The sequence below is a fragment of the Rhodoferax fermentans genome (genome assembly GCF_002017865.1).
GTDB lineage: Bacteria > Pseudomonadota > Gammaproteobacteria > Burkholderiales > Burkholderiaceae_C > Rhodoferax > Rhodoferax fermentans.
The window spans coordinates 3,653,904-3,671,349 of record NZ_MTJN01000002.1 but is presented as its reverse complement, the minus strand read 5'-3'; the positions used below and the strand labels follow the sequence as shown (position 1 = coordinate 3,671,349).

At 61.3% G+C, this 17,446-nt stretch carries 16 protein-coding genes; 6 read left to right on the top strand and 10 right to left on the bottom strand.

What is annotated here, in order from left to right; genetic code table 11:
• The first annotated feature begins 7 nt into the window (after nt 1-7).
• The 3 genes from RF819_RS17095 to RF819_RS17085 all read left to right on the top strand — a co-directional run bounded on the left by RF819_RS17095 (nt 8) and on the right by RF819_RS17085 (nt 2,071).
• Nucleotides 8-1,246, top strand: a complete 1,239-nt coding sequence (locus tag RF819_RS17095) for a molybdopterin molybdotransferase MoeA (protein WP_078367020.1) — start codon at nt 8-10, stop codon at nt 1,244-1,246.
• On the top strand, nt 1,243-1,494 hold the full coding sequence (locus RF819_RS17090; protein WP_078366086.1) for a MoaD/ThiS family protein: 252 nt from the start codon (nt 1,243-1,245) through the stop codon (nt 1,492-1,494). The genes RF819_RS17095 and RF819_RS17090 overlap by 4 nt, the downstream gene beginning before the upstream one ends.
• Nucleotides 1,495-1,582: 88 nt before the next feature.
• Entirely contained in the window at nt 1,583-2,071 is a 489-nt protein-coding gene (locus tag RF819_RS17085) for a molybdenum cofactor biosynthesis protein MoaE (protein WP_078366085.1), read from the top strand.
• Between the two features lie 29 nt (nt 2,072-2,100).
• On the opposite strand, the gene RF819_RS17080 is transcribed toward RF819_RS17085, so the two are convergent.
• The 7 genes from RF819_RS17080 to RF819_RS17050 form a co-directional block, all read right to left on the bottom strand.
• The gene (locus RF819_RS17080; RefSeq protein WP_078366084.1) at nt 2,101-2,421 is read right to left on the bottom strand and encodes a DUF3325 domain-containing protein; all 321 of its coding nucleotides are present in this window, start codon (nt 2,419-2,421) and stop codon (nt 2,101-2,103) included.
• The gene (locus RF819_RS17075) at nt 2,414-4,096 is read right to left on the bottom strand and encodes a PepSY-associated TM helix domain-containing protein (protein WP_078366083.1); all 1,683 of its coding nucleotides are present in this window, start codon (nt 4,094-4,096) and stop codon (nt 2,414-2,416) included. The genes RF819_RS17080 and RF819_RS17075 overlap by 8 nt, the downstream gene beginning before the upstream one ends.
• 13 nt (nt 4,097-4,109) lie before the next feature.
• Nucleotides 4,110-4,433 (bottom strand): iron uptake protein, encoded by a 324-nt coding sequence (locus RF819_RS17070; protein ID WP_078366082.1) that lies wholly within the window; start codon nt 4,431-4,433, stop codon nt 4,110-4,112.
• A complete protein-coding gene (locus tag RF819_RS17065; protein ID WP_242473376.1) occupies nt 4,433-6,880 on the bottom strand; it encodes a TonB-dependent siderophore receptor in 2,448 nt (815 codons plus the stop codon). Before RF819_RS17065 ends, RF819_RS17070 begins: the two co-directional genes overlap by 1 nt.
• A 213-nt stretch (nt 6,881-7,093) precedes the next feature.
• A complete protein-coding gene (locus RF819_RS17060; RefSeq protein ID WP_078366081.1) occupies nt 7,094-8,089 on the bottom strand; it encodes a FecR domain-containing protein in 996 nt (331 codons plus the stop codon).
• A 1-nt stretch (nt 8,090) separates the two neighbouring features.
• A complete protein-coding gene (locus RF819_RS17055) occupies nt 8,091-8,606 on the bottom strand; it encodes a sigma-70 family RNA polymerase sigma factor (protein WP_242473374.1) in 516 nt (171 codons plus the stop codon).
• Between the two features lie 246 nt (nt 8,607-8,852).
• Complete coding sequence (locus RF819_RS17050) at nt 8,853-9,485, bottom strand: LysE family transporter (RefSeq protein WP_078366079.1); 633 nt, start codon at nt 9,483-9,485, stop codon at nt 8,853-8,855.
• 177 nt (nt 9,486-9,662) lie between these two features.
• Here RF819_RS17050 and RF819_RS17045 point away from each other — a divergent pair, with 177 nt between their 5' ends.
• Entirely contained in the window at nt 9,663-9,920 is a 258-nt protein-coding gene (locus tag RF819_RS17045) for an HNH endonuclease family protein (protein WP_078366078.1), read from the top strand.
• A gap of 124 nt (nt 9,921-10,044) precedes the next feature.
• On the opposite strand, the gene RF819_RS17040 is transcribed toward RF819_RS17045, so the two are convergent.
• Entirely contained in the window at nt 10,045-11,718 is a 1,674-nt protein-coding gene (locus RF819_RS17040; protein WP_420853892.1) for a fatty acid--CoA ligase, read from the bottom strand.
• A 429-nt stretch (nt 11,719-12,147) separates the two neighbouring features.
• Here RF819_RS17040 and clpB point away from each other — a divergent pair, with 429 nt between their 5' ends.
• On the top strand, nt 12,148-14,763 hold the full coding sequence (gene clpB / locus RF819_RS17035; protein WP_078366077.1) for an ATP-dependent chaperone ClpB: 2,616 nt from the start codon (nt 12,148-12,150) through the stop codon (nt 14,761-14,763).
• An 83-nt stretch (nt 14,764-14,846) separates the two neighbouring features.
• On the opposite strand, the gene RF819_RS17030 is transcribed toward clpB, so the two are convergent.
• Both RF819_RS17030 and RF819_RS17025 read right to left on the bottom strand, forming a co-directional pair.
• On the bottom strand, nt 14,847-15,542 hold the full coding sequence (locus RF819_RS17030) for a glycoside hydrolase family 19 protein (protein ID WP_078366076.1): 696 nt from the start codon (nt 15,540-15,542) through the stop codon (nt 14,847-14,849).
• A gap of 64 nt (nt 15,543-15,606) precedes the next feature.
• Nucleotides 15,607-16,074: a hemerythrin domain-containing protein gene (locus tag RF819_RS17025; RefSeq protein WP_078366075.1), complete on the bottom strand. Its 468-nt coding sequence runs from the start codon at nt 16,072-16,074 to the stop codon at nt 15,607-15,609.
• 99 nt (nt 16,075-16,173) lie between these two features.
• Here RF819_RS17025 and RF819_RS17020 point away from each other — a divergent pair, with 99 nt between their 5' ends.
• Nucleotides 16,174-17,391: an MFS transporter gene (locus RF819_RS17020; RefSeq protein WP_078366074.1), complete on the top strand. Its 1,218-nt coding sequence runs from the start codon at nt 16,174-16,176 to the stop codon at nt 17,389-17,391.
• The last annotated feature ends 55 nt before the right edge of the window (nt 17,392-17,446 follow it).

Below are 17,446 nucleotides of genomic sequence, written 5' to 3'. Positions count from 1 at the left end.
AGCGGCGGTGTTTGCCCCCCTGAAGTCGCTTGACGAGGCGCTGGCCGAGTTGCTGGGTTGTGCCCAGACCTTGGACGGTATCGAGACGGTATCGACGTTTGATGCCGATGGCCGGGTGCTGGCGCAGGACTTGGTGTCTGCGCTGCAGGTGCCGCCCCACGACAACAGCGCGATGGACGGTTACGCCGTGTGTTGTGCCGATCTGGCTGCGGGTGTGGCCCTGCCGGTGTCACAGCGCATCCCGGCGGGCAGCAGCCCAGATCCCTTGGCCGCGCAAACGGTGGCGCGACTCTTCACCGGCGCGCCGCTGCCAGCCGGTGCCGACGCGGTGGTGATGCAGGAAAACTGCGTGCTCCAAGAGAATGGCTGTGTGTTGGTCAACGGGCCAGTGACGCTGGGTCAGTGGATTCGCCGCAGTGGTGAAGACATCCAGCGGGGTGCCACCATACTCTCAAAAGGGGAGCGTCTGACCCCCGCATCACTTGGGCTGGCGGCCAGTATTGGCATGAACCAACTGCAGGTGCTGCGCCGCCCCAAAGTGGCGCTCTTGACCACCGGTGACGAGCTGGTGATGCCCGGCGAGGTGGCGCCACAAGACATGCGCCCCAGTGCCATCTACAACTCGAACCGTTTTGTGCTCAAGGCCTTGTTGACCCGACTGGGTTGTGAGGTAACTGACCTGGGCGTCGTGCCGGATCAGCGCCAGGCCACGATCGACGCGCTGGCCGCCGCCGCGCAGCAGCACGACCTGATTCTGACCAGCGGCGGTGTCTCGGTCGGTGAAGAAGACCACGTCAAACCTGCCGTGCAGGCGCTGGGCCAGCTGAACCTGTGGCAGATCGCTATCAAGCCCGGTAAACCCTTTGCCTACGGCCAGATCGCGCGCAGCGGGGTGCCCGGACAGGGCGCCCATTTCATCGGCCTGCCGGGCAACCCGGTGTCGGGTCTGGTGACCTTTTTGCTGCTGGTGCGGCCGTTTTTGCTACGGATGCAGGGTGTGACCCAGCTAGCTCCGTTATCCATAGTGGCTACCTCAGGATTTACCTGGGCTAGAGCCGATAAACGCCGTGAGTTCCTGCGGGCGCGTTTGAATGCAGCGGGCACGCTGGAACTGTTTCCCAACCAGAGTGCGGCGGTGTTGACCTCGGCGGTCTGGGGGGACGGTCTGGTGGACAACCCGCCGGGCCAGACCATCGCGCCCGGTGACGCGGTGCGTTTTATCCCGTTTGCGGCCTTGTTGTCATGAAGATCACCGTGAAGTATTTCGCCTCGATCCGCGAAGCCATTGGTACCGGCGTGGAAGTGCGTGAGACACAGGCCAACACCCTGGGCGCTTTGCGTGACGAACTGATCGCGCTGGGGGATGGCCATGCCGAGAGTTTGGCGCGTGGCCGTGCTGTGCGGCTCGCGCTTAACCAGATCATGGCGAACGAGGCAGAGGCTTTGACCGAGGGCGCCGAAGTGGCATTTTTCCCGCCGGTGACCGGGGGCTAGCTTGGCCAAGTTGGTCTCTGATGTATCGGCTGGTGCGCTATTAAAAATATATCTGTCTGCCCTTTATCCATAAGGGCTGGAGGCCATTTTGAAGCAAGACCCTGCATGGGTATCGATTCAGACCCAGGACTTTGACCTGAATGCCGAGATCGCCGCCCTGCGTGCCCAGGATGGCCGCGTCGGTGCGGTGTGTAGTTTTGTCGGCACCGTGCGCGACCGTACTGCTGGCCAGCCGGGCCAGATCAGCAGCCTAGAGCTGGAGCATTACCCGGGCATGACCGAAGCCGCGATCGAGGCCATGATCGATGCTGCCCTGCAACGCTTTGACATCTATGGCGCGCGTGTCATCCACCGCATTGGGTTGTTGCAGCCGCTGGACCAGATTGTGCTGGTGGCCGTGACCTCGGCCCACCGGGGTGAGAGTTTTGCCGCCTGCGAGTTCCTGATGGACTACCTCAAGACCCAGGCACCGTTCTGGAAAAAGGAAACCAGCCCTGAGGGTGCGTGCTGGGTCGATGCCCGCGTCAGCGACGATGCGGCGCTGGCCCGCTGGGGCATTGATACACGCAACAGCTGAGCTTGGGTCAACCAGCGCCCCCGCTCTGATCAGCGCCTGATCCGCATCACCAGCATCCGCAGCCAAGGCGCCCGCCAGGCGAGCACCTGCGTGATCAAGCTGGCGGACGCCGCCAGCAGCATGAGCCAGACCAGCACCGCCATCGACGGCCGGTCGGCGATAAAGCAGAACACCGCGGACAGCAGCAGACCCATCCAGCCGAGCAGGCGCAGCCGCTGGGTGGCTCGGGCGGTCAACACGGCCTGGTGGCCAAAAGCCTGCTGCCAATGCACCTCCAGGCTGAGTGCCAGCCAGCCCATGCCGATGAAAGACAACAGTGCCGCCAGGCACAGCGTCAGTGCCTCAGCCATGGGCCACCTCGGCAGTGAGCTGTGGCAAGTGCGCCTGGTCACGTTGCGCCAGTTTGCGTGCCACCCAGACGGCGATGCCGGCCGAGGCCAGCAGACTCAGATCCACACCGGCCACCGCCCAGTAAGGCTCGCTGACCATGGTCTTGAACAGATGGTCACCTGTGCTCAGCCAGTTCAGCGCAACAGCGGCCAGGGCCAGCACGGTTATGCCCCAGCACTGCTCTCGCCAGGCGGGGTTCAGCCGAGCCTGCGCCACCGGCGCGCTGCGCACAAAGGCGTGCAACATGGCCAACACCCAGAGGCCCCAAAAAGCCAGCTTTTCCCACTCGCCTTTGCCCACCAGATGGCTTGGCAGCACCCGGTTGACCACCAGCATGCCAACAGTGGCGATCACCATGCCGGTGACCGTTGTCACCGCCAGCGCATCAACGACGCGGCTGCCTTGGCTGCCGGACTCGGCGTGTTTTCTTTTGCGTTTTTCGACAAAGAAAATGAAGCCGGTGGCAATACAAACGCAGCCCAGCAGGCCACCCAGCACGTAGAGCCAGCGCAGCAGCCAGTGCTCGAAGTGTTGCAGATGCAGGCCGGTGAGGAACTCGTTGATACCGCCCACCGCGCTGGGCGGCGGCTCCTCGCGCAGCACCTCGCCGGTGCTGGCTTTGAAGTGGATGGCCTGGCCGACCAGTGCGACTTGGTCGCTGCCAGCGCGGTACAGGCTGACGTAGCCGTTGGCATCGCCCAGGTGTTCGATGAAGAGCAAGCCCACCTCACCCGGCATGTCGCGCGCCGCCCAGCGCCGCTTGGCCTCCAACACCATCGCATCGACCGAGGCCAGCGGCGCGGCGACACCCGCTGGCTCGTGCGGCAGGCCGGTGCGCCGGGCCTCCAACACCTCGTGCTGTTCGTGCAAGGGCTTGAGCAAGGTGTGGCCAACCGGAAAATAAACCGTGCTGGCAAAGATCACCAGCCCGGTGAGGGCGAAGAAAAAGTGGAAGGGCAGGGCGAGCACGCCGCTCAGGTTGTGCAGGTCCAGCGCACTGCGCTGGGTGCGCTTCCAGGGGCGGAAGGTGAAAAATTCGCGAAAGATCTTGCGGTGCATGATCACCCCGGTGACCAGCGCCACCAGCATGCTGAACCCGGCCAGACCCACCAGCCAGGAGCCCAGGTTCAGCCACGACCAGTTCAGCTGGTAGTGCATGGGGTAGAACCAGCCGCTGCCAATCTTGAGCTTGTCGTCGGGCAGGAACTGGCCCGAGCGCGGGTCGATGGTCGCCCAGCCATGGACATGTGCGTGTTCGTCGGCGTCGTCCTTGAGCTTGTTGGGCACATCGAACTCGCCGCCAATGGCCAGCACCGGGTCGCGGTGTGTGGTGTAGGCGTAGAGTGAGGACATGGGCATCGTCTCGGGGCTCGGCAAGCTGCCGATGACGCGCTGTTGTGTCGCCACCATGTCAGATGGATGCGGCCTGAGTTGGGCATAAACCGGCTGTAATACCTTGTCGAAACTGGGCATGGGCTGCGGCTCGAAGCGCGTTTCAGGAATCGCCCAGCGGTCGATCTCGCGATCAAACACCGACAAGGCACCAAAGAAAAATGCGGCCATCAGCACAAAACCCAGGACCAGGCCCATCCAGGTGTGCAGCCAGGTCATCGCTTGGCGGAAGTGGGGAGACATCGTTGAACCTCCGTCAGGAAAGGAGAAACTGCTGCCAACCCAAGGCAGCAGCAGTCATGCACAGTGCACCACCCCCCAGGACCGCCCAAACACGGCTGAGCTGGGTGGCTGCGAAAGCCCACAGGAACAGGCCCAGGAAAACCAGGAAGGCGAGCAGCAGCATCGCTGTCTCGGCTTCGTGGAATTCCACCCCCAGCGCCACCAGAGCGGCCACCCCCAGGGCGGTGAAGCCCCAGGTGAAGGCGTAGCTGCCGAGCAAGGCAGCGGCAAGGCGATGGAGAACGGCCAGCTGTGTACGCCCGCGTGGGGCGGCGTCTTGGGGTGTGGGCTTGGTCATCAGAGTTTGTAGTCAAGCGAAACCATCAGGTTTCTGGGAGCGCCATAGATCGCGCCGTATTGCACGGTGCGCAGGTACTTTTTGTCGAACACGTTGTTGATGTTCAGGCGCAGGGTGGTCTTGTTGTTCAGCTCGTAAGAAGCGAACGCGTCGGCGACCACATAAGCATCCTGCCGCGCGCCGCCAATCTTCGAGACGTCAGACTGCCAGCGCAGCGCAGAGCCCAGCCGCAGGCTCGGCAACATCGGCACCCGCGTGTCGGCACGCAGCTTCAATGTACGGCGTGGCACCCATTCGTAAATGTCATTGCCATCCGGTCCGGTCAGCTTGAGTGAGGTGAACCCGGCGGTAAGCTGGGTGTCCGCGTTGATCCGACCCGTGGCCTCAATCTCGAAACCACGTGAGGTCACGTCCTTGGGGGCGTAGTAGTTTTGTTGGGCCACTGTGTCGAAACCTGCAATGGTTGCCAGCCCCTTTTGGGTCGCGGAGAAAACGGCAAAGGTGGTCAGCAGCTTGCGGTTCAGCCATTCGGCTTTGACACCCACCTCGGTATTGACGCCCTTCATCGGCGCCAGGAAAGCGCCGTTGACGTTGCGCTGATCCTGGGCCTGGAAGATGTCCGAGTACGAGGCGTAGGCCAGCGTGTCCGGTGTGATGTCGTAGGTCGCTCCGACATAGGGGCTGGACTTTTCGGTTGTTTCGTTGTCCAGGTTGGTGCCGCCGCCGTAGATCGCGGTTCCGTTGCGCTGCAGCTTGATCGAGTTGAGACCAACGATGCCCTTGAGTCGGTCGGTCAGTGTCAGTCGGGTCGCTGCGTACAGGCGCGTGATGGCCTGGTCGCCGTCGGACGCGACTTTCTTGGCGCCCCAGGTGGGTTCGGGGTAGATATCTCCGGAATAAGGGAAGGGCGCTGACAGCGCAGAAGCGGCTGGTGCAGCGAAAGAGTAGGTCAGACTTGTCTGCTTCGAATGGCTCAAGCCAAACACGGCGTCATGCTGGCGCCCAAAGGCATCAAAGCGGCCACTCAGGTTCAGATCCACAATGTCGCTTTGTGATTCGTTTTCACTGCGGTAGGGCCAGCCGATCAGGCCGGTGTTGTCGTTGTTGAGGTGGCCACTCTTGGAGTAGGCGTAGAACAACTTGGTGTTGCCTTCGCCCTGGGTGTGGTTGTAGGCGATTTTTGCCTCCCAATCGGGCGACAGCGCATGGGTGTACTCGACGAAGGCGTTGAGCGATTTGTTGTTCCAGCGTGTCCAGTCCTGCGAGGTCGATGAAGAGACATCGAAGTCGGCCAGTCGACCGTCGGCATAAGGCAGCGTCAGCGAGCCCCACATGGGGGAGCGCTGCTTGGCGTCCTGATAGGTCAAACCCAGGGTCAACACCCCGTCGGTACCAATCTGTCCTTCGAGCACACCGTAGATGGAGCTGCGCTTGTTGCTCAGTGCGCGCAGGTAGGAATCCTTGTCTTCCTGCGCCACCACCAGTCGGCCAGCCCATTTGCCGTCCTCGGTCAGCACCTTGTTGTAGTCCAGAGCCACGCGTTTGAGGCCGTTCGAGCCACCGGCCAGCTGGACTTCGCCGCCGTCCTTGTTGGTGGGCCGTTTGCGCACGTAATTGATGGTGCCCGACGCGTTGCCAACACCTGTGAGCAGGCCGTTGGCGCCACGAACCAACTCGATTTTCTCGAACAGGAAAGTGTCCAGCTGACCTTCGACCAGCCCCCAGTCGTTGGTCATGCCCATGCCGTCAACCTGTGTCAGCATCACATCGAAGCCGCGTGCGCTGTAACCGGTGCGGTTGGTTTCCCACTCCTCGACATGGATGCCGGTGCCCATGCGCAACGCATCGTTGCTGTTGCTCACGCCGAAGTCGCGCAGGCTCTCTTTGTCGACCGTGCTGATGGTCTGCGGTGTGTCCTTGATCTCCATGGGCAGGTTGGTGGCGCCTTTGGACACACGGAGTTCGCGTTTGTTCTGGACGGTGACCGTCGACAACTGCACCTCAGCCCCCTGGCTGACAACGGGGACCGGGCGCAGCCCGAAACTGCCATTGGCTTGGCGAAAAGCCTCCAGCCCCGTGCCTGAGAGCAGTGCGGCAAAACCGGCCGACACCGAATACTGTCCTTTCAGACCCTGACTGGCCTTACCCTGAGTGATGTCGCCGCTGGCCGTCAGCAGCACACCTGCCTCCTCGGCGAAACGATTGAGGCTGGCTGCCAGTGAACCGGCGGGGATGTTGTAGGTCCTGGACTGGACAGCGGTCTGTGCGCCAGTGCTCTGGGCTTGGGCTGGCGGCACCCAGCCAAGCAGGGCGACGCTGCCGACGATGGCGAGATGCGCGGCAATAGCCAGCGGGCGCAGCGTGAAGTTGGTGTGTTGCCCAGCCGGTGCGGCGCGGTCTGCCTGGCGCTTGTGTTGGCCAAGCGGCTGGATGTGATGGTTTGACATGGACGAATTCCCGAATAGTGAACTGAGTGTTTAGGAAGCGTGCTGTCAAGGAAATCGCGCTGGCTGCCTGGACGTGCAGGACACATGTTTAGGCAGGGCGGTCCTGGGGGCCGCCGCCTTGTCGCTTGGGTGGCTGGTGAAACTCGATCAGCTTGCTTCTCACAAGGTAAATCGGATGAGTCGCCAAAAAGGGAACCAATGACCCAAAAAAAGTCACGGGCGTGCCTCAAGCGTCACCCACCACGACATACTCCGCTTGACGCGAATTGGCAGGGCGCTTTCCAGCATGGCCAGGGCACGTGTTATGTCGTTGGCGGGATAAACGCCCATCACGCTGAGTTTGGCGACTTCAGCCGCGACACCCAGGTGACCGTGCTGGTAGCGGGCCAGATCGTCGATCAATGCCTCCAGCGGGATGTTGTCCGCCACCACCAAACCTCGGCGCCAGGCTTCGCGGGCCCGTTCGGCGGGCAGAATGGCAGAGATGTTGTCGGCGGTGAACGCCGCTCTTTCTCCGGCCTTGACACGTTGCAGACTGCCGGCCGCGTTGCAGATTTCGACGGCGCCTTCAAAAACATCAAGGCGCGTGCGCCTGTCGTCATGCAAGACGGAAAAACGGGTGCCCAACGCCTGCAGGCGGCCGAAACGGGTCTCCACATAGAAGGGGCGGCTGTTGGTGTCGTGGGCGGTCTGCACCAGGATCTCGCCGTCAAGCAGCTTGAGCAGCCGGGCACCCGCGTGGTAATGGACGCTGATGGCACTACGGGTGTTGAGCCATACCTGACTGCCATCAACCAGGGTGATCTCACGCTGTTCTCCGGTGCTGGTCTGGTAGTCGGCGCCCCAGGCCAGCACCACTTCGGGTAGTGCGGTGTGCCGCCAGCCCATCCAGCCAGCAATGCCGAGTCCAACAACGCTGGCCAGCCCGGCCAGCGCCTGCCGCCGTCTGCTGCCTCCACGTTGGGCGGCCTGGATACCGGCCAGTGCGGCCTGGTGTCCGCCGCTGCGCAAGGGGTCGAAACGCTGGCTGACGGTCTCGATATACGACCAGGCTTTGGCATGTGCTTGTGATTGATTCAGCCAGGCTTGCCAGGCCTGGTGATCGGCTGTGCTGGCCGTGTCGCTTTGTAGGGTGGCGTACCAGTTGGCGGCTGCTTCCAGCGTGTTGTAGTCCGGCTGCGCGGACGCTGTGGTGATCGTTGACGCCATCTCAGCCCCTCTGCCCCGCTTCGATGAGCGCGCACTGCAGCATGGCCTGGGCGATGTATTTCTTGACCATCCTTTCCGAGACGGCCAATTGCGTGGCGATTTCCCGGTAGGGCAGGCCATCAACCTGGGCCATGATGAAGGCAGCGGCGGCCTTCTGCGACAGACGACTGAGCATGTTGCTGATTTCGAGCAGGGTTTCGACAATGAGGGCGCGATGTTCAGGCGAGGGTTCGACCGCTTCGGGTCGACAGGCCAGCGTCTGCAACCAGGCCTGCTCCAGCTCGCGGCGACGCCAGAGGTCGATGCACAGGCCGTTGGCCATGGTGCGCAGATAACCTCGCGTTTCGGGCATGCTGTTGAACTGCTTGGGCGCCAGGAGCAAACGCATGAAGGCATCCTGGGCCAGATCGGCCGCATCTGCCGCACAGCCCAGGCGCCGCCGCAGCCAAGTTTGGAGCCAGCCGTGGTGGTTGAGGTAAAGCGTGGTGATCGGATCGGGCGCGGCGAGAGTGTTCAACGAGAACTCCAGAGAACAGCAAGCTGGCTGGCCCGACGGGTTGGCTGGCATGAATTGTTGCGAATGGTTCGCATTATCGCAAATTGACGAACAGGCGTCAACGCGTCACAGCGTGATGAGCACTGGGTGCAAGCGCCGTCCACCATGCTGGTGGGTGTGGCCAAGGCTGCAAAAACTTCCCTCCTCGCAAGGCAGACTTCGGCCGCAGCAGTGCCTGCGTGTTGTCCTTTTGTTGGGGGAGTCAGTTCAGGCCACTTTGGTCTGAAACTCTTGCAGTGTGGCCACGATGAGTTTGAGACCAAAAGCCCCCACCAACACCCCGGCTAACTTGCCCAACAAGGCCGTGTGGCGGGCATAAGCCGCTTGCACACGCGGGTGGGAAAAAGCCAGCGCCAAAAACAGGTGCCAGACCAGTGCGTTGAGGTAAACCAGGGCAATGGCACTGGCCACCAGGGCCAGGCTCGCGTTGGCAGGCAAGGACGTGGCAAACACGCTGCCGAAGAACAAGGCGGTTTTCGGGTTCAGGATGTTGGTGATGAACCCGAGCCGAAACGCCGCCCCATGGGACAGCTGAACATTGGCTGTGCTGTTGGTCTTGCCTTGTGCGCGCCACAGTTTGTAGCCCAGGTGGCACAGGTAAACACCTCCGGCCAGCTGCAAGGCCTGGCGCCAGGCAGGATGCGCGTTAAAAATTAAACCAATCCCGAGGATGGCTAAGCTGGCCCAGGTGAAGGTGACCGTGGTGACACCCAAGGCCGCCACACACGCGGTGCTGCGTTGGCCACTGGCCGCCAGCTGCCCCACCAGCAGGAAGTTGGCGCCCGGCAAAAGCAGTACCAGCCAGTGAAGAAAACCAATGGTGAGAAGGGTGCTGAGCATGTGTTGGGTCTGCGGGTTCAGTTGAACCGGCATTATCCGAGTGAGGCTTGTCTCTTTTTGGGGCGGGTAGAGATCAAAGCGATTTCAGACTGACGCCAACGAATATCTCCATACACGCTGTTGAATTTCGTCGTAAGCTAAAACGGCGTCCCCTCAACTGAAAGGCAGTGGCTTGCAATGGCACAAACCAATCAACGACTTGATAGTCTCGTCCTTGAGGCGCGACGCAGTGCCGAAAAAAGGGAACAGGGTTACCGGGCGCAAGCGCTGAAACTTTTCCCCTGGGTCTGCGGACGCTGTGCCCGCACGTTCGATCAAGCCAATCTGCCATTGCTGGAAGTGCATCACAAGAACAATAACCACCGTGACAACCCGTCGGATTGCACCTTCAATCCTTTCGCCGATTTAAAGGCGATGCTGGCCTCGAAAAAGTAGTGGCTATGCCAGGTTCAAGCTCGTCAAGGTTATATGGCGCCAAGTCGAAATCTGTGAACGGCGTGTCCGGTGCCGGTGACTTTGCCACCCGATCCATTCTTGCCGGTTTTGCGGGCGTACGTCGCTAGAGGCACAGGGCTGCCGGATCAGCCCGCATCAGACGCTTGTTCATCTTGCCGACACTGGTCTTGACCAGCGTCTTGACGAAACGCACCTGCAGCAGCACGCCGTAACGCGAGACGCCGGCAGCCTCGATTGCGTGCGCCGCGTAGTTACGCAAGACATGTTCGCTGATCTGCCCAACGTGATCCGGCTTGAGCAGAACCAGTGCGAGCGGGCGTTCACCCCATTTGTCATCGGGGATGCCGACAACAGCGACTTCGTGTACTGCTTCATGTTTGGCAATGATGTCCTCGAGTTCCAGTGAGGATGTCCATTCGCCGCCAGTCTTGATGATGTCTTTGACGCGATCTGTGACCTTCAAATAACCAGCCGGGTTGATGTTGCCTATGTCCGCCGTGTGCAAGTAGCCTCCAGCCCACAGTTGTTCCGAGGCCACGGGGTCGGCGAGGTAGGCCTGTGTCAGCCAGGGAGAACGGACGATCACCTCGCCGCTGGCCCTGCCATCGTGAACAACATCCTGCATATGTTTGTCGACAACGCGCAGGTCGACCAGCGGCAACGGACGACCCGTCTTGGCGCGGATCACCGCTTGTTCAGCGAGCGGGCGTTCGAGATCGGCCTGCTCCAGATGCGCAATGGTCAGCACCGGACAGGTTTCGGACATGCCATAGCCGGTGAAAAGGTCGATGCCACGTTTCTGGGCCGATATTGCCATGGCCTCGGGCAATGCCGATCCGCCAATCAGAATCTTCCAGCCGCTGAAGTCTGCCGTTTGGGCCTGCGGGTGGGTCAGGATCATGTGCAGGATGGTCGGCACGCAGTGCGAGAAGCTGACCTTCTCTTGTGTCACCAGACGGCAGATCAATTCCGGCTGGTAGCGCCCGGGATAGACCTGCTTCAGGCCCATCATCGTTGCGAGGTACGGAAAGCCCCAGGCATGGACGTGGAACATCGGCGTCATAGGCATGTACACGTCTTCGCGATGTACATGTCCCTGAGCCGACGCGCCGCCGAACGCGGCGGCACAGCCCAGCGTGTGCAGCACGAGCTGGCGATGGCTGAAATAGACGCCCTTCGGGTCGCCAGTGGTTCCGGTCGTGTAGAAGGTTGTTGCCTGGGCGTTTTCGTCGAAGTCTGGGAACTCGTAATCCGGCGATGCCTGGGCGAGCAGTGTTTCGTAATCGCCGCAGGCTTCGACGGGTGCCGCCGGCATGCAGGGCTCGTCGGTGATGAACACGATGCTGCGGACGGTGGTCAGGCGGGGTGCGATCTGCGCGAGGATCGGGAAGAATTCGCTGTTGACGACGAGGACGTCTGCACCGGCGTGGTTCAGCGTGTAAAGAATCTGCTCCGGGCTCAGCCGGACGTTGACGGTCTGCAAGATGGCACCCATCATCGGGACCGCGAAAAAGGCTTCAAGGTAGCGGTGGCTGTCCCAATCCATCATTGCCACGGTTTGCCCCGCCTGGACACCGATTCCCGCCAGCGCAGAGGCCAGCCGGCCAATACGTTCACGAAGCGTCCGGTAGGTGTAGCGGACTTTGCCCTGGTAGGTGATTTCACGCTCTGGCACGGTGGCAAGCGGCGTGAGCAGCAATTGCTTGATCAGCAGAGGGTAGGAGTAAGCAGACGCGGTGGATTGGACGAGACGGACCGGCATGTGGCTATCACTCATGTTTCGTTGTTGTTATCGGGTGCCCGAGCCAAGAATTTTACGCTCGTGAGGTCGTCACCGTTCGTACCGCCTGCAGACTTACGGCCGCAAAGGACATGTCCATTTCAAGTCAATCGTCCATAGGTTCCTCAAGGTTGAAGATCAGTGGCTGTTCAATCCATACCCGGATCAGCCAAGCGCATATCCCACAATGAACGTACCGAAAACGCGCTTGCTGCTGGACTGGCGAGGTTCACTCATTTGGACTTCCAGTGAGCTTCCGTTCGCGGATGTCGGCTCCCGCTGCAATGCAGGCACTCACTCCACCGACATCTTGCCGAATGTGGAATCAAGTGCTTGCCGCTAAACGGATTCTGCAACCGCTGCTCCGCTTGAAAGCACCAACAAGGCCCCCATGTGTGAAGCAATTCACTTTGTTTGGAGTGCGCCATGCGTATCGAAAAATTCACCACCAAGTTTCAAGAGGCCCTGGCCGATGCACAGTCGCTGGCTTTGGCCAATGACCACGCGTACATCGAACCGGCCCACCTGCTGGTGGCGATGATCAAGCAGGACGACGGCCCCAAGGCGCTGTTGCAGCGCGCTGGCGTCAATGTGCCGGGCTTGCTTGCCGGGGCAGAGTTGGCGGTTAAACGGCTGCCGCAGGTCACCGGGCAGGATCAGGTGCAGGGTGGCCCCGAGCTGGGCAAGATCCTGCAGGCTACTGAGAAAGAGGCGATCAAACGCAACGACCAGTTTGTGGCCAGTGAGTTGTTCCTGCTGGCCCTCAGTGATGCCAAAAGCACTTTGGGTGATCTGGCGCGCAGCAACGGGCTGACTCGCAAGAGCCTGGAGACCGCCATCGACACGGTGCGGGGTGGTCAGAATGTGGACAGTGCCGATGCCGAAGACCAGCGCGAATCCCTCAAAAAATACTGCATCGACCTGACCGAACGCGCCAGAGCGGGCAAGCTTGACCCGGTGATTGGCCGCGACGATGAGATCCGCCGCGCGATCCAGGTGTTACAACGCCGCACCAAGAACAACCCGGTGCTGATTGGTGAGCCGGGCGTCGGCAAAACCGCGATTGTGGAAGGCCTGGCCCAGCGCATTGTGGCTGGTGAAGTGCCTGATTCACTCAAGGGCAAACGCGTGCTGAGCCTGGACATGGCGTCTTTGCTGGCCGGTGCCAAATTCCGCGGTGAGTTTGAAGAACGCCTGAAAAACGTGCTCAAAGACCTGGCCAAGGACGAAGGTCAGACCATCGTTTTTATCGACGAGCTGCACACCATGGTCGGTGCGGGCAAGGCCGAAGGCGCGATGGACGCGGGCAACATGCTCAAACCCGCCCTGGCACGGGGTGAACTGCACTGCGTGGGCGCCACCACCTTGGACGAATACCGCAAATACATCGAAAAAGACGCCGCACTGGAGCGGCGTTTCCAGAAAATCATCGTGGGTGAGCCGACGGTGGAGGCCACCATTGCCATCTTGCGTGGCCTCAAAGAGCGTTACGAAGTGCACCATGGTGTGCAGATCACCGACCCGGCCATCGTCGCCGCAGCCGAACTGAGCCACCGCTACATCACCGACCGCTTTTTGCCCGACAAGGCGATTGACCTGATCGACGAGGCCGCCTCCAAAATCAAGATTGAACTGGATTCCAAGCCCGAGGTCATGGACAAAAAAGACCGCCGCCTGATTCAGCTGCAGATTGAACGCGAGGCCGTGAAGCGCGAAAAAGACGAAGCCTCGCAAAAGCGCCTGGAGCTGATCAACGAAGAGATCACCGCGTTGCAAAAAGAAATTGCCGACCTGGACGAGCTCTGGAAAGCTGAAAAAGCCCAGGCCCAGGGTTCCAAAACCATCATGCAAGAGGTGGAAAAAGTTCGCGTCCAAATCAAGGCTCTCACCGACAAGGGCGACTTCAACAAGGCTGGTGAACTGCAGTACGGCAAGTTGCCTGATTTGGAGAAAAAACTCAAGTCCGCCCAGGACAAAGAAGCTGGCAAGGCCCAGTCGGCCAAGGACGGCGGCGGCGCGCAGCTGCTGCGCACCATGGTCGGCGCCGAGGAAATCGCCGAGGTGGTGAGCCGCGCCACCGGCATCCCGGTCAGCAAGATGATGCAGGGCGAACGCGACAAGCTGCTGCAGATGGAAACCAAGTTGCACCAGCGTGTGATCGGGCAGGACGAAGCGATTGGCGCCGTGGCCAACGCCATCCGCCGGTCGCGTTCGGGCCTGTCTGACCCGAACCGGCCGACCGGCAGTTTCCTGTTCCTCGGTCCCACGGGTGTGGGTAAAACCGAGCTGTGCAAGGCGTTGGCCGGTTTCCTGTTTGATTCCGAAGACCACCTGATCCGCGTCGACATGAGTGAGTTCATGGAGAAACACAGCGTGGCCCGCTTGATTGGCGCGCCTCCGGGTTATGTGGGTTACGAAGAAGGTGGTTACCTGACCGAGGCCGTGCGCCGCAAACCCTACAGCGTGCTGCTGCTTGACGAGGTGGAAAAAGCCCACCCGGACGTGTTCAATGTGCTGCTGCAGGTGCTCGACGATGGCCGCCTGACCGACGGCCAGGGCCGCACTGTGGACTTCAAAAACACCGTGATTGTGATGACCAGCAACATCGGCTCGCAAATGATTCAAGCCATGGTGGGGCAGCCTTACGAGGATGTGAAAGACGCGGTGACGGATGAGCTCAAAAACCACTTCCGCCCCGAGTTTTTGAACCGCATTGACGAGACCGTGGTGTTCCACAGCCTGGATGCGCAACACATTGCCGACATTGCCAAGATCCAGCTCGCGGTGCTCACGGCACGCCTGGCGCACATGGAGCTGGGCCTACAGGTCAGCGACGCGGCGGTGGCCGAGTTGGCCAAGGTCGGCTTCGACCCGGTGTTTGGTGCGCGCCCGCTCAAACGCGCGATCCAGCAGCGTATTGAGAACCCGCTGTCCAAACTGTTGCTGGAAGGCAAGTTCCTACCCAAGGCGACCATCCATGTGGACGTGGACCCGATCCGCGCGCCAGGGCAGTTCAGCTTTGCGTCGGAGGCGGCGGCCTGACGTTTCTCGGCTTATAGATGAAATTGGCCTCCAGCCCTTATTCAATAAGGGCTAGTAGCTCTTGATTTTATAGTTTGATGGCGTCACGCCGGGGTGGTGGGCGCCTTGCTGCGGCGCTTTGGGCTGGCGAGTTTGAGACGTTTGGCTTTGGCGGGCGTCGCAGGTCGTCCACGCGGTGCAGGCGCCACCTCGGTTGCCACCAACACCTGCTGCGCTTTGGCATAAAACTTTTTGCGTTCCTCCATCCCGTTGTAACCCCCGTTGATGGCCAGGCTGATGTATTCCACCGGTGACACATCGATGATGTTGCCCCGGTATTTTTTCTTCAGCACATCGCTATCAGCATGGTTGGCGATGTCGTTGAGGCCACGCGTGCGCCAGTATTCGCAGGCGCTCCACACCGCGTACTCGGGCTGCTCCAGCAGTGCCGGGTTGTTGATGAACAGGTCGCGGCGGCCTTTTTTGATGCCCAGTTGCAGGTAGTTGGCGCGCCCGGTGGTCTGGAAGATGCCGCGCCCTTTGAAGCGCACACCGTCGCCGGGCTGGGTGTTGCCCAGGTCGGCTCGGCCTTCGTAGGCGCGGCCCGAGGCGTATTCGCGCAGCGTCACAAAGTGGTCCGTCTCGTGGCAGGCCTGCGCCAGAAAGTGGCAAAACTCTTGGGGTGTGTCGATCTCGTACTGCGGGCACAACTGGTTGAGCCAGTCGGCCAGCCCAGCCATCAACGGTGTGTTGCGCCCGGCAATGGCGGCGAGGTGTTGGGCGGTGATGGTGATCGACATGGGCTCTCCTCATCGCCGCGCAGGCGGCTGTGGGTTAAGACGTCATCCTGGGTGCCAGGTGCTTTTATACATCGGTGTCGGGGGTCTTGAACATCAGGAAAAGTCCGTTGTCTTCGGCGGCCACATGTTGGGCCAGCTCGTCCAAGAAGGCTTGCCAACCGGTTCTGAGGGCGTTCAACGTGGTCTGGTGGTCGGGGGGCACCTGCAGCGCGGCCAGACGTGCGGTCATCTGCGGTGTGTGTTGGCTGTGGCGCGCGTGCTCTTGCTCCATGTCGTTGATCAGCAGGCCAATCAGGGTGTTGCCGCCTTGTTCCATCATCGGGAACAGGCGCATTTCTTCCTTGAACATGTGCGCCTCCAGGTCCAGCATCAAGGCCTGCAACTCGTCGGCAAACGACGGTGCGGCCCCCGTGGTGGGCAGCTGGCGCGCCAGGTTGATCAGGGCTGGCAGGTCACGGCGATGGCCTTCGTGGAAGGTGTTGAGGATGTGTTCTATCAGCGCGGCGCTGCTGCTGTCGGGTGGGGTGGGCATGCAAAGATCTCTCAGAAGAAAACCGTGCCAAAGCGGCAAGTGACCGAGTCTAGCCAGCGGCCAGCAGGGCCAGCGTATGGATGCCGATAACATCGCCGCATGACCTCTGCCACCCACACGCTCCCCACCCCTGTCCCCCTGCAACAAGACGCGGCCATCATCGGCCTGGTCGGGCTAGCCCATGCGGCCTCGCACTTTGGCCATCTGTTGCTGGTGCCGCTGTTTCCGGTGTTCATGAGCGAGTTTGGCCTGAGTTTTTCGCAGCTCGGGCTGCTGACGAGCACGTTTTTTGTGGTCTCCGGTGTGGGCCAGGCCTCTGCCGGGTTTGTGGTGGACAAGCTTGGTGCGCGGCCGATGTTGTTTGCGGCGCTGGGCCTGTTTGTGCTGGCCTGCCTGGTGGCCTCGCAGGCCACCGGTTACAGCAGCTTGTTGGTGGTGGCGGCGATGGCCGGGCTGGCCAATGCCACCTTTCACCCGGTGGACTTCACCATTCTGAACCAGCGTGTCTCGGCAGCCCGGCTGGGCCACGCCTTCAGTGCGCACGGCCTCACTGGCAACCTGGGCTGGGCGCTGGCGCCAGTGTTTTTTGTCACCCTCAACAGCCTATACAGCTGGCGCAGTGCCTACCTGGCGGCTGCGCTGATGTACCTGGCCATCATCACCTTGCTGCTGTTCAACCGCGACAAACTCAGCACCCAGGCGGCGGTGCATGCGGCTGACACACCTGCCGAACACAGCCTGGCTTTCATGAAGCTGCCGGTGGTGTGGTGGTGTTTTGCCTTCTTTTTGCTCTCGACCATGACGCTGGCGGTGGTGCAGAACTTTTCGGTGTCGATCCTCAAGGCGCTGCACGGCATCCCTTTTGAGACCGCCACGTTCACCCTCACCGCGTACATGTTGTGTGGTGCGCTGGGCACCTTTGTGGGCGGCTTTGTGGCCGCCAATGCGCGCCAGAGTGACCGGGTGGTGGCGCTGTCCATGTCGGCGGCGGCGGTTTTGCTCGGGCTGTGTGGCACCGGCCTGTTTGGGCCGACGCTGAGCATGGTGGTGCTGGCCAGCACCGGTTTTGCGGTGGGGGTGGGCGGCCCTTCGCGCGACATGATGATCAAAAAAGCCACACCCAAAGGCGCCACCGGCCGGGTCTATGGCCTGGTTTATTCGGGGTTGGACACCGGTTTTGCGATCTCGCCGCTGGTGTTTGGCGCGTTCATGGACCGGGGCTGGTATAGCGCCACGCTGCTGGGGGCTGCCGCTGTGTTGCTGCTCAGTGTGGTGGCTGCGCTAGGGGTGGGCCAGCGCACCCAGGCTCGGGCCTGAGTCGGGGGCAAGCCTGTCTGCGGGGCCTCGGACAGGCCAGATTTGGCAGGACAAT